The organism is Acinetobacter sp. UBA2063, assembly GCF_002333245.1.
Classification (GTDB): Bacteria; Pseudomonadota; Gammaproteobacteria; order Pseudomonadales; family Moraxellaceae; genus Acinetobacter; species Acinetobacter parvus.
Genome location: NZ_DDAH01000037.1, coordinates 11,563 through 26,048, shown reverse-complemented (window position 1 = coordinate 26,048; position 14,486 = coordinate 11,563). Strand labels below are relative to the sequence as shown.

Sequence of the window (14,486 nt, the reverse complement as noted above, 5' to 3'; positions counted from 1 at the left end):
CATATTCAGATTTACAAGGCATCTGAACCTCATGCACAATAGGCATAGATGTTAGCAAGTTAGAAGATATGTGCCAGCTATTAGGAATGAATTGCGCCACCCCTACAGACATTACCTTTTCTTTTCGTGGTTTTTCCCAACGAGCTGGTGTCACGTCTGATCACTGTGATGGTTTTGGTATTGCTTTTTTTGAAGATAAGGCCTGTCGTCTATTTGTCGATAATCAGTCTGCGGTTGAATCGCCAATTGCCGATTTAATTCGCAATTATCCGATTAAGTCCCGTAATGTGATTGCACATATCCGAAAAGCAACACAAGGCAAAATTACGCTAGAAAATTCCCATCCATTTTTACGTGAGTTATGGGGGCGGCATTGGATTTTTGCACATAATGGCGATTTACATGATTTTAATCCCCAACTCAGTGGTCGTTTTGAACCTGTGGGCAATACCGATAGTGAACGTGCATTCTGTTACTTGCTGGATCAAATGGTTCAAACATTTGGCTATACCGAGCCTTGTATCGAAAAAGTCTTTTCCCTGTTAGAGCGTATTGCGCCACAGATTGCTGAATTCGGCACGTTCAATTTTTGCCTGTCCAATGGCAAGGCACTGTTTAGCTATGCAACCACCAAGCTGCACTGGCTGGTACGTGAATACCCATTTCAGCATGCCCACCTGATTGATCTGGATGTCGAGGTTGACTTTAGTGAGGTGACCACCCCAGAAGATCGTGTGGCTGTGATTACCACTGAACCTTTAACGCATAATGAAGCGTGGAAAGCGTATCAGCCTGGAGAAATGATCCTGTTTGAACATGGTCAACCGATTAAATATGCCTTAACACGGGTTGAGCGTCTTATACGCGAAGCTGAAAATCCAGCACTCAAGCGCATAACTAAGGCAGACCAGTATTAGGGAAGAAAACAACAGCGTAGCTATTATTTTATTCAGATATTGTAGAGGATATTCATTTTGCTGTCTTAAAAACACTTGCTGGTTTTAAAGCAGGTTATGGGCGTGAAAAGGATATTTCTGATTTAAAGTTGATAGTACAATACCTTGAAAACCTGAATATTGGATTTTAATACTAAAGTATAATTTAAAATAATAAAAAATTGTTTTTATTTTAATGAAATAATGCAGTTAATTTTATCATTGGTTAAAAAATACTTGAGTGTTTTGATCGGTCATAATATTAAATTAAATAGAAAACAATAGGTTAGTTGTTTTTAAGTGAAAATTTTTAAAATCTGACAAAAACGCTGTGTTTTTATTTAAAAAATTTGTCGATATGATGCTTTTATTCACTAAATAACATTGGTTTTAAGGTGGTGTGTCGGGATGAAGTGGTCTGTCGAATATAATACAGGAATAGACGTCATTGATGATCAGCATCGTCGTATTCTGGATTATATTAATGAAATTGCTGATTTAAAATATGCCAGTGATCGGGTAAAGATGAAAGGAATTCTGGATAATATTATTGATTATACCCAGTCACATTTTACCTTTGAGGAAAGCTTGCAGGAAGAGGCAAACTATAAATACCGTATACCACACAAGCGCGTACATGACTTATTTATCAAGAAAATAGAGTCCTATCGAGAGCGTTTTGAGTGGGGGCATGATAAATAAGGGATCGAACGAGTAAAATAATAAATGATGCGCGGCAAATCATCTGAATGGGTGATTTGCTTTTTTCTTTCGGCATCTTTTGTTTTGATTTTCAAGCTTGAGAAAGGCAAAATAGATTGAATATTTCATTGTAAGCTCCATAAAGAAGTGCAATGAGTTCAAGGATTTTTTCAAGGAATGCATTATGCAGGACACCGCTCTGTCACGCTGGCTGGCTCCAGTGATGGCATTTTGCTTATCTTTTGTCATGATCACAACATTAGCCCCTACCGTTGGTATCCAGATTGATCGTCAATTTGACTTCTGGCTGTTGTGGTTGGGTACTATGTTTGTGTTGGCATTACCCATTGGCTATCTTGAAATTGCTTTAGCAAAGCGTTCACAGACCACAGCATTACAGGCACTTTCCAGCTTAACACGTGATGCGGATGCCTCACCTAGATGGCGTCTGGTTGGCTGGTTAGCTGTGATTTTTGTTGCCTTTTTTACAGGGAGTGTTTTAACCACAGCAACGCATGTGGTCGCTCTGCAACTTGCAGCAGATATGTCTAGCCAAATTATTTTTGCGGTTTTGGCAATCATCGCTGTTGGCCTGTCCTTTATTCCACGTTTATTTTTAATTGCACTGACAGCAATTGGTGTGATTAGCGCATTTATCCTTGCCAATGTAATAGGAACCCAGCTACAGGCATGGCACTGGACGGGTGTCGAGTTTAGGGAATGGGGCAATGCAACCGTTTTGGCTCTGGTGGCCAGTGGTTTAGGCTTGGGGCTATATTGGCAGAGCAGCCTATCTGCAATTAAAAAGCAGGAAAATGCAACTTCAGCCACATTACCGATCTGGATAGCCCAGTTATTTGCCGTGATTGCTTTTGGATTCTTTTCAATTCAGGCCCAGCTTCCAGCTCTAGCCTGGGTGTTTGCTGCAATCATGTTAGCCGCGTTATTGATTCAATTGGCGAAAGAACAGTTGGCACAACGTCAACTTGCAGTCATTGTGCAGTGGGTGATTATTGTTGCTGCCATTGCAGTTTGGATCATACCTCAGGTTGAGCAAATCTTTAATGTTTTACTGATGTTATGGGGACTGGTAATTTGCCTGATCTATGCCATTTTTGCAGGCTGGATCATGAAGATTAGCCATCTGCGTAAAGCCATGAATTTTAGCAATGAACTGTTTTATAACCTGTGGCGTATTGCCGTGCGTCTGGTGTTGCCACTTTCCATTATTGTTGCGATGGCGGCCGTTATCGCACAAAGTCTATAATGGAACAGGGCAAGCAAGTCTGGGTTGCCTTTGCCAGCCCTGAGCAACAATTTCATATCGCCGTTGCCTTTATTGAGGGCATGACTGCATTGCAGGCAATCCAGAACAGTGGCTTGGCTGATCAGGTCAGTTTACCCGAACCTTTGCAGTTGGGCGTTTTTGGTTCAAGAATTGAGGCCGAAACAATATTGCAGGCAGGGGACCGTGTTGAGGTCTATCGCGCTTTAACCATTAATCCCAAAGATATTCGCCGTAAGCGAGCCGCAAAGAATCCAGTTGGTCGATTTGTAAAGGGTAATCGCTTTAGGCCATCCAGTTCATAAATAAAACCCCTCACGAATGCTGCGATGAGGGGTTTTATTTATGGGAAAGTGGTTATAGTGGGGGCGCAGTCAAGATGGCTTCTTTTGATGCTGGTAAACCAGGCTGTGATTCAGGAATGGTATCCAGGCCCTCAATACGTTGTACATTACCATTTTCGTCAAAGTAAACTTTTAAATGTTGGCCATGGGCTGCTGGTATTTTTGCTTTTTTTGCATAGGTGCCTGGTATATAGTTGTAGATGTAGTCCCAGCGCTGTGGATTTAAAGGATCTGTCACAGTTGGACTACCCAGCAAGAAACGGACTTGCTGAAAGCTCATGCCGACCTGTACTTGAGAGGCCTGTGCTTTGGTTAAGGGTGTTCCCTGTGGAATATCAACTTTATAAACACCAAAGACTGAACAACCGCTAAGTACTGAAGTGACGAACAACGCCAGCATGATTTTTTGCATTTTGCTACACTATCCTGATAAATGATGATGCATTTGATTCAAGGATAGATCATACTGCATTTAAATACTAGGGTCTGCTGCCATTTCAGCCATGCCTTGCGTTATCGGTTAGAACGACATAAACGAGGCATGAAACGCAGGCAATGGCGACTCCCTTGTCAAGTTTCATAACGAAGTTTGGGGAAGTTTTAACCATAACCCTGTGGGACAGGGGCATTTTTTGCCGCTACTGCGTTATATCTTACTTATTTAGAATTGCTAAATTTCGTAAGTTATGCCTTGTATCGTCTAAAAAATGCCCTCTGTCGCAATGAGAGCTGAAAGCTCGCAAGGTGAAATGTCAGCAGACCCTACTTGCCTATTCCAACTTAAGATTTGTTGAGAGACCTTTTTTCATGCCTATTTCCAACCAAGACTTACGTAAAGCTGGACTTAAAGTCACCCTTCCTCGTATTAAGATTTTGGAATTATTAGAAAATTCAAAGCAACACCATTTAAGTGCGGAAGATATTTATAAAACACTGCTAGAGCAAGGTGAAGATGTTGGGTTGGCAACAGTTTACCGTGTGTTAACACAATTTGAGGCTGCTGGAATCATTCAGCGGCATCATTTTGAAAACAACCACTCTGTTTTTGAAATTATGCAGGAAGATCACCATGACCACCTGGTATGCCTGAATTGCAACAAAGTTGTTGAATTTACAAATGATGTGATTGAAAAGGAGCAACATTCAGTTGCAGATCAGCATGGTTTTGCCTTAACTGGCCATTCGCTGAATTTGTATGGTTATTGTAGTGATGCTGAATGTCAGGAAGCTTTTCGTAAGAAATAAGTATTCAAGCTCGTAAAGTTTGTTCAATTGACCAAAATTAAACCAATAAAAAAGAGAAAGTTGTGAGCAACTTTCTCTTTTTTAATGGATTAAAAAATCGCTTATTGACCATCAAAGGTAATATTTTTGCTGGCACTGAGTAGTTGATCTGCACCTTCTTCTGAAAGTTTGATGGTGAGACGTAAATCGTTTGGCGAGTCTGCATGTTTAAGTGCATCTTTGTAGGTGATTTCACCTGCCTTATAAAGGTCAAATAACGCTTGGTCAAAGGTCTGCATACCAAGTTCACGTGAACGCTTCATGACATCTTTAATCTCATGGATTTCACCCTTACGGATATAATCTGCCAATAATGGTGTATTGATCAAAATTTCAATGGCAGCACGGCGTGAATTACCGTCAGGGGTTGGAATCAGCTGTTGTGCGACCATTGCTCTCATATTGAGCGACAAGTCCATATAAAGTTGGCTATGGCGATCTGCTTCAAAGAAGTGAATGATACGATCCAGCGCCTGGTTGGCGTTGTTGGCATGTAGGGTGGCTAATACCAAGTGGCCTGTTTCCGCAAAGGCAATGGCATAGTCCATGGTTTCACGGGAACGGATCTCACCAATCAGGATCACATCAGGTGCCTGACGTAAGGTATTCTTCAATGCAATCTCAAATGAGTCAGTATCAATACCCACTTCACGTTGAGTGACAATACAACCCGCATGTTGATGTACAAATTCAATTGGGTCCTCAATGGTAATAATATGACCCTTTGAATTTTGGTTACGGTAACCAATCATCGAAGCTAATGAGGTTGATTTACCTGTACCTGTTGCGCCTACAAAGATAATAATACCACGTTTGGTCATGGCGAGTTCTTTCAGCACACTAGGGAGCTTGAGTTCATCCATGGTTGGAATAACAGTTTCAATACGACGTAAAACCATTCCAGGCATATCACGCTGTTGAAAGGCGCTTACACGGAAACGAGCTGTTTTCTCACGATTGACGATTGCAAAATTACACTCTCTTGTTTCAGCGAATTCTTTACGCTGCTTATCTGACATAATTGAATGAAGTAACTGACCAACGACTTCACCTGAGAGTTTAGATTTTGAAACAGGCACAATTTGACCGTTGATCTTCATTGAAGGTTCAACATCTGCAGTGACAAATAAATCAGATGCACTTTGTTGAATCATCAGATTAAGTAAATCATTAAAATCCATATTATTTCTCTAATTCATTTATTTTTATAGGAATGATTCTGGCTGTTTGGCTGCGCTACGAGCAGTTTGAGTATTGATGATTCCCTTGGATACAAGTGTTTTCAGACTCTGATCCAGTGTGGTCATACCGTAGTTTGCACCTGTTTGAATCGCAGAGTACATTTGGGCAACCTTGTTCTCACGGACAAGGTTACGAATCGCTGGAATACCAATCATGATCTCGTGCGCTGCAACACGACCACCACCATTCTTTTTCAAGAGTGTTTGGGAAATCACCGCTTGCAGTGATTCTGACAGCATGGCACGTACCATGTCTTTTTCTTCAGCAGGGAATACGTCAATCACACGGTCAATGGTTTTTGCCGCAGAGGTGGTATGTAGTGTACCAAACACCAAGTGGCCCGTTTCCGCAGCAGTCAATGCCAGACGAATGGTTTCCAGGTCACGCATTTCACCAACCAGGATAATGTCAGGGTCTTCACGCAGTGCTGAACGCAGTGCTTCATTGAAGCCATGTGTATCACGGTGCACTTCACGCTGGTTGATCAGGCATTTTTTAGACTGGTGTACAAATTCGATTGGGTCTTCGACCGTTAAAATGTGGTCATAGCGGTTTTCGTTGATATAGTCGATCATCGCCGCAAGTGTGGTTGATTTACCAGAACCCGTTGGCCCTGTCACCAGTACAATCCCGCGTGGATAATCACAGATTTCCTTGAAGATTGAACCCAGCCCCAGATCTTCCATACTTAAAACCTTTGATGGAATGGTACGGAACACCGCACCCGCACCGCGGTTCTGGTTAAACGCGTTCACACGGAAACGGGCAATGTTGGGAACTTCAAATGAAAAGTCTGTTTCCAGCTTTTCTTCATAGTCACGACGTTGTTTATCGTTCATGATGTCATACACCAGACGGTGTACATCTTTATGCTCAAGTGCTGGCAAGTTGATTCGGCGAACTTCACCATCCACACGAATCATAGGAGGCATACCTGATGAAAGGTGTAAATCCGAAGCACCGTTTTTGACTGAAAAGGCGAGTAGTTCTGTAATATCCATAATTTCCCCGAAACAAACCAAAATGTCTCATTATTTTGTAGAATAATATACGGCTTTCATTCAGGCTTACCAACACCCTGAGTCCTATCAATGTAAAAAAAGATTTTACAAGTGAGAACTGTGTCAATGAATCAATCGCAACAATCCCGTCAATCCGTATTAGATCAGATTCAACTGGCGTGTGAGCGTGTCCAGCGTGATCCTGCATCCGTGCAATTGCTGGCTGTTTCAAAGACTCATCCCAGCCAAAGTCTGCGGGAAATGTATCAGGCTGGACAGCGTAGCTTTGGGGAAAACTATTTGCAGGAAGCGTTGACAAAAATTGATGAACTACAGGATTTAGAGATTGAATGGCATTTTATTGGTCATGTACAGCGCAATAAAACTAAACATTTGGCGGAAAAGTTTGATTGGGTGCATGGCGTAGATCGCCTGATTATTGCTGAGCGATTATCCAGTCAGCGTATGGACAGTCGAAAGCCTTTAAATATCTGTATTCAGGTGAATATTGATGGGCAAGACAGCAAGGATGGCTGCCAGCCTGATGAGGTTGTTGAACTGGTTAAACAGATTAGCCAACTTCCAAACATACGTTTACGTGGGCTAATGGTGATTCCAGCGCCAGAAAATAGTGTCGCATTTGCCGATGCAAAAACCTTGTTTGAGCAAGTAAAATCACTCCATGCACGGCCTCAAGATTGGGATACCTTGAGTATGGGAATGTCAGGTGATCTGGACGCTGCTATTGCGGCAGGTTCAACCATGGTCAGAGTCGGGACAGCGCTGTTTGGTGCACGGGACTATCATCATTAGAGCTTGGTAATTTGGGGTTTGATTTTGATCAGTTCGGCTGTTCCAAATAAAGAGGCAAAGGGCACATCTTTAGCATCCAAACCTGTACCAACCCTTACAAACTCATCAATCGCTCCCATATTCGTTGCATCAAACAGTATCCATTGTTGACCCAGATAAACTTCAAAAATGGCATGGAAATCAGGTAGTGCCTGGTAAAAAGGCATATAGCCAAACACGATTTGACATGGTGAAATTCTAAGGTAATGAACGAATCGTAACAACTTAAGCTAAGCAAACAAAATGCCAAGTTGGGTTTGCCAGTTTTTAAATGAAGCGTTGGGTTACTGCATATTAACCCACTACTTCAATCCGACTTGAACCAGAACCCATCGGCTGCACCTGAATCTGCACAGGAATCCGTTCATGCATTTCCTGAATATGTGAAATTAAAATGACTTTACGCCCTTGGCTTTGTAATTGATCCAGCGCATTCATCACCATATGCAACGAAGATGCATCCAGCGTGCCAAAACCTTCATCAATAAATAGTGATTCGATTTTCATGGAACCTGAGGCCATATTGGCAATCGCCAATGAAATTGCAAGGGCAGTGAGGAATGATTCCCCACCAGAAAGAGAAGCCACTGAACGGGTTTCACCATCCATATCATGATCGATAATCGCCAGACTAAGCGAGTTATCCAGGCGCTTTAATGTGTAACGTTGCGATAACATCGCCAATTGCTGATTGGCATATTCCAGCAAAATATCCAGATTATATTGTTGGGCCAAATCACGGAAATCTTTGCCCTTAGAATCGCCAATCAAACTGGAAATTTTATTCCAGCGGTATTCCTGCTGTTGTATCTGTTGAATTTGATCTGCAAACTGTTTTTGCTTGGCAAGGTTTTGCTGATGCAATTCAAGCTGAACTTTATATTGATCTCGTTGTTCAAGCTGCTGTTGCAGTTTGTCCTGATTTAGCTGAATCAGTTCGGTCAGTTGTTCATGTTGAATCTCAGGTTGCTGTTGCTGGTGTTCATTGAATAGCTGTTGCGCAGTTTTAAGCGCATAAGCGGCCTCACTCAAGACACGATCCGCATTTTGTAGCGTTAAGCGGATTTGCTGTTCCTGCGTTGAAGAAATGGCTAGCAATTGACTGAGTTGCTGCTCTTCAAAATCTCTGTGCTGCGTCAACCATGCACCGATTTCTGTTGTGCATTGCGTGAATGTTTGTTGGTTGTGCTGGTGCTGTGCTTTGAGTTGCTCTAGTTCATTTTTGTGTTGCTCAAAGCTTTGTCGTGCCTGTTCGAAATTCTGTTTTAGCTGCTGGTATTGATGCTGCAGTTGCTGGCGCTGTTGATCATGTTGATGCAACCATTCATTGGCTTTGAGTTCTGTTGAACCTGCCATGGCCAGAATGAGTTGATTGGCATCCTCACTATTTTGTTGACCCTTTTTCGCAATGTCCTGCAATTGCTGATTTAGCTCAGTATGTTGCGTGTTCAAAGCATTGAGATTTGATATTAATAAATTGAGTTGTTGTGTGCTGTGCTGTTGCTGTTTAGCTAGTCCGTCCGCATGATCAAGCTGTTGCAGGCGTTGCTTTAAACGCTGCACAATCTGTTTTGATTGTACTAATGGTTGTTCCAGCCAAAGTGTTTTCTCATGTGAATCCAGGCAATCCACAATATGCTGAATCTGTTGTTGTAACTGCTGTACGGTTTCCAGTTGATAGGCCGTGTTCTGGATAGACTGGTTTAGATTAAACTGCTGTTTACTGGCGTGATTGAGCTGTTGTAATTCCTGATCAATTTGTTGTTTTGCCTGTGCAGATTGGGTATTTAAGCCTTGCAGATAAACTTCAAGTTCAGGTTGCGAAACATTCAAATCGAGTTGAATATGCGTTTGAGTCAAATATTGCTGTAACTCTTGCTGTTGAGTATTTAATTTTTCCTGAGTTTGTTGCAAGGCGGTTTGGCGCTGTTTTTGCTCAGATTGAAGCTGGGTGAATTGTTGCTGTGTAGTCTGCCAAAGCTGGAAGCATTGTTGCTCTTGCTGTAATGCCTGTTGTTCCTGCTGTTGCTGTAATGCATATAAGGCTTTCGAAACAGGACTTTCATCCTCACGATAGGGGTGTTCAGTACTGTCACAGACCAGACAAGCTTCACCTTGTTTCAGTTCAGCACGTAAATGTTCAATATTCTCGGCATGGAGTAAGCGTTGCTGTTGCAAGACCTGCTGTAATTTTTCCCGCTCGGTTTTTGCTGCCTGAAATTCACTTTCTGCTTTTTGAGTATTTTGCTCGAGCTGTTGATACTGGACTTGTATGGTGTTTAATTTGTGTTGCAGCTCTGAGACTTCATTTTTTAATTGAAAATGATGTTGTAGTTTTTGTTGAATCACATCCAGTTGATTTAGCTGAATCAACACTTGCTCTTTCTGTGTCTGTTTCTGCTCAAGGGTGTGATCAATCTGCTGCGTTGTACCAAACTGCGAGATTAATTGATCAAGTTGGCTTTTATCTTGCTCAAGTTTGCTTTGAGCTTGTTGAATATTCCCCAGCGTATTTTCAACTTTTTGATAATGCTGAATAAACTGCTCTAATTGTTGTACATGGGCATGCAGACCCTTATCCAAAGTTGAGAAGTGGGCACTTTGCTGTAATTGCTCAAGGCAGCAGGTCTGTTGTGTGCCTATATTCTGGATGTTCTGCTCAAGCTGTTGCTGCTGTTGTAGCAAAGGTTGTTGCTGGGTTTCGATGTGCGTCAGTCTGCTTTTGGTTTTTTTATAATCTTCGGCAATATAGTCACGTTCCTGAACGTATTTACGTAGCTGACTCAACTCATCTTGATGTTGCAGCTCAAAATTTTGAAATTGTTGCAGCGCCGTTTCCGCTTGCATATAGCAGACTTTTTCCTGCTCAAATTCTGTGGTTAAGCGACTAAAATGTTGCTGTTTTTGTTGAAGCTGCGGCTCAAGTTGTTGCAGTGTTTTTTGGATTTGCTGTTGTTGAAACACAACAGGGCGAATGTCAGAAAAGATGTCCAATTGTTCAAGCAACTGGCGATCTGTTGCGAGGGCAGTATGGGCATTGAGTTGCGTTTCATGCTGCCGCTGTTTGATGGTGATTTCACTTTCTAGCTTTTGTTGTTGTTCAAACCATTGCTGTTGTTGCTTGAGTTGAGTCCGCTCGGTTTCAAGCTGCTGGACCTGTTGTTGTGTCTGTTGGAATTGCACTTGTATGGCTGCAATTTCTTCCTCGGAACGGATTTCAATATGACCTAAAACATTTTCCAGTTGTTTGCGCTGGTTGGTCATTTCACGGGTTTTTTCAAACGCCAGTTGACCAATTTTGGCAAAGATACTTGAGTTGGTCAGGTATTCCAGCAATTCGCCTCGTTCAGTATCACGCGCCTTTAAAAATGCGGTCACTTCCGATTGTGCCAGTAAAACGGCACGAGTGAATTGTTCAAAACTGAGTTGGGTAATTTGCTGGATATGGCTTTCGACGGCTTTACTTTTATCTGCAATCACCACGCCATCGGTCAGACATTTGAGCGAGCGCTGCACACTTTGCAATTTCCCACTGGCATTTTCACGGGCACGCTTAATTTCCCAACGCGCCTGATAATGTTTTTGGTCTTGTGCCACAAAACACAGTTCAGCAAAGCCGTGTCCTGTACCGCGACGTAAAACGGTCAGGGGAGAGTTGGTCAGCAGTTCAGAACCATCTACGTCCAGAAGCTTGCCGTCACTTTCTTTAAGGCGAGGAATTTTATTAAACAGGGCCAGACACATGGCATCTAAAATGGTGGATTTGCCTGCACCAGTTTTCCCGATAATCGCGATCAAGCCTGCATGGGCTAAAGGATCACATTCAAAATCAATAAAATGCTCACCTGCAAGAGATGCCAGATTTTTTAGTCGAATCGATAAAATTTTCATGGCATGTCCTTAAGAACTTTGATCATCTTCAAGTTTTTTTTGTGCTTCATTCACCAGACTTAAGAAATCTTTGGTGACTTCATCGTCTGCGTGATAGCCCTTTTTCTCCCAGATCTGCTGGAATAATTTTTCTGGTGTCGGTGGCTCTAGGCTAATGCTCTGCTTGTTTTTAGCATTATTTTCATTCGATAAATATTGTCTGGAAATACGCACCAGACGGTAGCGATCTTTCGGCAAGGCATCTTCGAATTGTTGGCGCAAATTCGGCTGTGGAGGAATCGCCGTATGATATTCGATATCGACATATTCTCGATGGTCAATATTTTCGATAGGGCCACTGGGTAGGTTTTTAAGCTGCTGCATGACCGCTGTGAGTTCATCTTTAATTTTATGCAGTTGAATACTTCGTGGGATGACCAATGCTTCAAAATCCAGCTTATTTTCTGGTTTGGTCGAGTCAATCGTGACTTCAACCACTTGGTGCTTATAGTTGATTTCACTAAAGGACAAGGGAATTGGGGAACCGCTATACCGAATATGATCTTGCCCAACTTTCTGCGGTTTATGTAGATGTCCGAGCGCCACATAATCAATGCTGTCATCAAACAGGTTGGTCGAAAGTGCTTCTTCATTGCCAATAATAATTGGCCGTTCTGAATCTGAAGTTTCCCCCCCTTGCATATGGGCATGTGACATCAGGATTAGGGCCTGATCATCTGTTTTGCGCCGTTTTGCCTCGGCAATGAGTTGTTGATGTAAGTAGGCAATGGCATTTTGACTATTAGTGGTATGTTCATTAAAGCCTGTAATCTCCGCAGAGCGTAAGAAAGGCAGGGCAATACACCACGCGACAACCTCTTTTTGTTCATCGTAGATTGGCAAAATTAAACGATCTAAATCTAAATTATTTTCTTTATTCAGGCGAATCACACCCACAGTTTTGGCATTATATTTCGCTAATAATGGCTCAACCTGTTCAATTCGATAGCCTGAATCGTGATTGCCTGCGATCATTAAAGTTTGCATGTGCGGTGCGCGTTCATGCGCATCGGCGAGGAATTGATACAGTTGTTTTTGTGCCTGAGAACTTGGATTAATCACATCAAAAATATCGCCTGCAATCAGCAAGGCATGCGGTTGTTTCTGTTTGATTTGTTCAAGTAACCATGTCAGAAATTGTTCATGTTCATAATGGCGGGAATGATTATAAAAGAATTGCCCCAAATGCCAGTCAGACGTATGAAAAAAATGCACGGTCATGAAATAGAAAATCCCTATTTTTGTATGGGAATAAGGTAGCATAAAATTGTACATGACAATTTGCAAAATAATGGTTAAAGATAAAAGTGATGCTTAAAAATGTATTTTTTATAACTACGACATCTTGAGTCGTTGAGTTTATTCAGTCAACTATAGAGTTGACTGAATTATTGATATGATAAGTTTTTATATTCATGATGTATGAGAAAATATGAATATTCAGGGGATACAGGCAACTTACCGCCGTTTATATCATGAAAGTCCAGTCTGGAAATTATTAAGAGCAGAAAATGCGCCACACATTTTAGCATTTATTGCCGATTTATTTGTCGAAGAAACCGAAGTTCCCTATGGTCGTGCCCGAAGCTTACTGGATGAATTTATTAAATATAGTCGCGAACAGGGATTGTGGCAAACCGAAAATAATGCAGCCTATTATTTAAATAGCTGGATTAAGGCAGGCTGGTTGCGTGAAATGGACGACATGCTCAGCAAGACTGATGCCAGTGAAACAGTATTGCGTTTTTGTCGCAATCTGGACGAGCGTCATAGCAGTACCACTGCCTCACATTTGAGAATTGTACAGGATGCAGTACGGGATTTCGTGGTGGCCATTAGCGACAGTATTGATGATCGGGTAAGCTTATTAGAACAAAAGAAAGCCCAGATTCAACAAGAAATTGATGACTTGCATGCAGGGGTGGTGACACAGCTCAATGAAACGGAGCAACGAGAACGGATTCGGGAAATTTATCAACTGGCTTCTATTTTGACAGGTGATTTTAGGCGAGTTGAAGATGAAATTCGTCAGTTAGATAAAGAGTTAAGAATTGATATGATTGAGGGCAACGCTTCACGAGGTGAAGTGTTACTGGCATTGATGCAAAAAGAGCAATTACTTGCCAAGAGCGATGCTGGCAGTGCTTTTGATGGTTTCTGTCAATTATTACAGGATCAGGATCGTTCCACTGAGTTTCGGGAACAACTACGCAGTATGCTCAATCACCCTGTAGCACAGCAACTTACTGAAGCACAAAAGAAATATCTAGGACAGCTCATGCGTGAACTGGCGCGGGAAAGTGGTCGGGTATTTCAGGTGCGTCGCCGTACTGAAGAGGGATTGCGGGCATATATTGAAAGTGGAGCTGCACTGGAAAATCGTATGATCGAGCGTTTGCTATCGCAACTGGAAAAACAGGCAGTGAATTTAACACTGGAACAGCAGTGCGATTTAAAAACCGAAATGCAGGTGGATTTCGCAGTCGGTTCGGTTCAGATCAGCTCACCTGAAAATTTTGCTTTGAAAAGTCCGAATGAACACATGGATACACGTGGCGTACAGCAACAACAAAATCGTAAAGAACCGAGTAATCAAATGCTGCACTATCTGGACAGTGTACAGGTACGAGAGGTTGCTGAGAAAGCACGCCATACATTGCTGAAAAAAGGGGGTATGAGTATTGCACATTTAACCCAAGAACATCCATTACAGGCAGGTCTGGAGGAATTGGTGGCATACTTACGAATTGCCAAAGCCATTAAAGCGCCGCAATTAACAGAACAAAATGAGCAGATTCAATTTCAGGATCAACATGGCGTGAATCTACAAGCCCGTATCCCGACCTATTATTTAAGTGCAGAATTATTCCCTGAAAATTTAGATGAATTGGCATTATAAGAGTGTACAGAC

General features: G+C 42.1%; 12 protein-coding genes and 1 pseudogene. 7 read left to right on the top strand and 6 right to left on the bottom strand.

Features of this window, described 5'->3' with window-relative positions; all coding sequences use genetic code 11:
- Nucleotides 1-68 precede the first annotated feature (68 nt).
- The 4 genes and pseudogenes from B4H32_RS01855 (at nt 69) to B4H32_RS01840 (ending at nt 3,227) form a co-directional block, all read left to right on the top strand.
- Nucleotides 69-917, top strand: a complete 849-nt coding sequence (locus tag B4H32_RS01855; RefSeq protein WP_286799484.1) for a class II glutamine amidotransferase — start codon at nt 69-71, stop codon at nt 915-917.
- A gap of 426 nt (nt 918-1,343) precedes the next feature.
- A pseudogene (locus B4H32_RS01850) lies at nt 1,344-1,628 on the top strand (bacteriohemerythrin); the annotation flags it as partial.
- A gap of 193 nt (nt 1,629-1,821) precedes the next feature.
- The gene (locus B4H32_RS01845) at nt 1,822-2,904 is read left to right on the top strand and encodes a hypothetical protein (RefSeq protein ID WP_286799480.1); all 1,083 of its coding nucleotides are present in this window, start codon (nt 1,822-1,824) and stop codon (nt 2,902-2,904) included.
- The gene (locus tag B4H32_RS01840; protein WP_005330156.1) at nt 2,904-3,227 is read left to right on the top strand and encodes an RnfH family protein; all 324 of its coding nucleotides are present in this window, start codon (nt 2,904-2,906) and stop codon (nt 3,225-3,227) included. Before B4H32_RS01845 ends, B4H32_RS01840 begins: the two co-directional genes overlap by 1 nt.
- 52 nt (nt 3,228-3,279) lie before the next feature.
- Here B4H32_RS01840 and B4H32_RS01835 read toward each other — a convergent pair whose 3' ends face one another.
- Entirely contained in the window at nt 3,280-3,678 is a 399-nt protein-coding gene (locus B4H32_RS01835; RefSeq protein WP_004676608.1) for an outer membrane protein assembly factor BamE, read from the bottom strand.
- Between the two features lie 395 nt (nt 3,679-4,073).
- On the opposite strand from B4H32_RS01835, the gene fur reads away from it, so the two are divergent.
- Nucleotides 4,074-4,511 carry a ferric iron uptake transcriptional regulator gene (gene fur / locus B4H32_RS01830; protein ID WP_004682786.1) on the top strand — a complete coding sequence of 146 codons (438 nt, stop codon included), beginning with the start codon at nt 4,074-4,076 and terminating at the stop codon, nt 4,509-4,511.
- Nucleotides 4,512-4,612: 101 nt separating this feature from the next.
- Here the strand turns inward: fur and B4H32_RS01825 are convergent, their stop codons facing one another.
- Both B4H32_RS01825 and B4H32_RS01820 read right to left on the bottom strand, forming a co-directional pair.
- On the bottom strand, nt 4,613-5,731 hold the full coding sequence (locus B4H32_RS01825) for a PilT/PilU family type 4a pilus ATPase (protein WP_004676610.1): 1,119 nt from the start codon (nt 5,729-5,731) through the stop codon (nt 4,613-4,615).
- 24 nt (nt 5,732-5,755) lie between these two features.
- Nucleotides 5,756-6,793 carry a type IV pilus twitching motility protein PilT gene (locus tag B4H32_RS01820; protein ID WP_004682784.1) on the bottom strand — a complete coding sequence of 346 codons (1,038 nt, stop codon included), beginning with the start codon at nt 6,791-6,793 and terminating at the stop codon, nt 5,756-5,758.
- Nucleotides 6,794-6,919: 126 nt separating this feature from the next.
- Between B4H32_RS01820 and B4H32_RS01815 the strand changes: the two genes are divergently transcribed.
- Entirely contained in the window at nt 6,920-7,606 is a 687-nt protein-coding gene (locus B4H32_RS01815; RefSeq protein WP_004799671.1) for a YggS family pyridoxal phosphate-dependent enzyme, read from the top strand.
- Here the strand turns inward: B4H32_RS01815 and B4H32_RS01810 are convergent.
- From B4H32_RS01810 to B4H32_RS01800, 3 genes are all read right to left on the bottom strand, one after another.
- Nucleotides 7,603-7,812 carry a hypothetical protein gene (locus B4H32_RS01810; protein WP_004676613.1) on the bottom strand — a complete coding sequence of 70 codons (210 nt, stop codon included), beginning with the start codon at nt 7,810-7,812 and terminating at the stop codon, nt 7,603-7,605. The two genes, B4H32_RS01815 and B4H32_RS01810, sit on opposite strands and share 4 nt — an antisense overlap.
- A gap of 127 nt (nt 7,813-7,939) precedes the next feature.
- Nucleotides 7,940-11,536, bottom strand: a complete 3,597-nt coding sequence (locus B4H32_RS01805; protein ID WP_286799467.1) for an AAA family ATPase — start codon at nt 11,534-11,536, stop codon at nt 7,940-7,942.
- A gap of 9 nt (nt 11,537-11,545) precedes the next feature.
- The gene (locus B4H32_RS01800) at nt 11,546-12,796 is read right to left on the bottom strand and encodes an exonuclease SbcCD subunit D (protein WP_414630943.1); all 1,251 of its coding nucleotides are present in this window, start codon (nt 12,794-12,796) and stop codon (nt 11,546-11,548) included.
- A 211-nt stretch (nt 12,797-13,007) separates the two neighbouring features.
- Here B4H32_RS01800 and B4H32_RS01795 point away from each other — a divergent pair, with 211 nt between their 5' ends.
- Nucleotides 13,008-14,474: a DUF3375 domain-containing protein gene (locus B4H32_RS01795; protein WP_286799466.1), complete on the top strand. Its 1,467-nt coding sequence runs from the start codon at nt 13,008-13,010 to the stop codon at nt 14,472-14,474.
- Nucleotides 14,475-14,486: the final 12 nt, after the last annotated feature.

What these genes read in the sequence shown, in the direction of transcription:
- B4H32_RS01855 (WP_286799484.1), top strand. Translation starts at nt 69, where the DNA reads ATGTGCCAGCTATTAGGAATGAATTGCGCCACCCCTACAGACATTACC.
- B4H32_RS01845 (WP_286799480.1), top strand. Translation starts at nt 1,822, where the DNA reads ATGCAGGACACCGCTCTGTCACGCTGGCTGGCTCCAGTGATGGCATTT.
- B4H32_RS01840 (WP_005330156.1), top strand. Translation starts at nt 2,904, where the DNA reads ATGGAACAGGGCAAGCAAGTCTGGGTTGCCTTTGCCAGCCCTGAGCAA.
- B4H32_RS01835 (WP_004676608.1), bottom strand. Translation starts at nt 3,678, where the DNA reads ATGCAAAAAATCATGCTGGCGTTGTTCGTCACTTCAGTACTTAGCGGT.
- fur (WP_004682786.1), top strand. Translation starts at nt 4,074, where the DNA reads ATGCCTATTTCCAACCAAGACTTACGTAAAGCTGGACTTAAAGTCACC.
- B4H32_RS01825 (WP_004676610.1), bottom strand. Translation starts at nt 5,731, where the DNA reads ATGGATTTTAATGATTTACTTAATCTGATGATTCAACAAAGTGCATCT.
- B4H32_RS01820 (WP_004682784.1), bottom strand. Translation starts at nt 6,793, where the DNA reads ATGGATATTACAGAACTACTCGCCTTTTCAGTCAAAAACGGTGCTTCG.
- B4H32_RS01815 (WP_004799671.1), top strand. Translation starts at nt 6,920, where the DNA reads ATGAATCAATCGCAACAATCCCGTCAATCCGTATTAGATCAGATTCAA.
- B4H32_RS01810 (WP_004676613.1), bottom strand. Translation starts at nt 7,812, where the DNA reads ATGCCTTTTTACCAGGCACTACCTGATTTCCATGCCATTTTTGAAGTT.
- B4H32_RS01805 (WP_286799467.1), bottom strand. Translation starts at nt 11,536, where the DNA reads ATGAAAATTTTATCGATTCGACTAAAAAATCTGGCATCTCTTGCAGGT.
- B4H32_RS01800 (WP_414630943.1), bottom strand. Translation starts at nt 12,796, where the DNA reads ATGACCGTGCATTTTTTTCATACGTCTGACTGGCATTTGGGGCAATTC.
- B4H32_RS01795 (WP_286799466.1), top strand. Translation starts at nt 13,008, where the DNA reads ATGAATATTCAGGGGATACAGGCAACTTACCGCCGTTTATATCATGAA.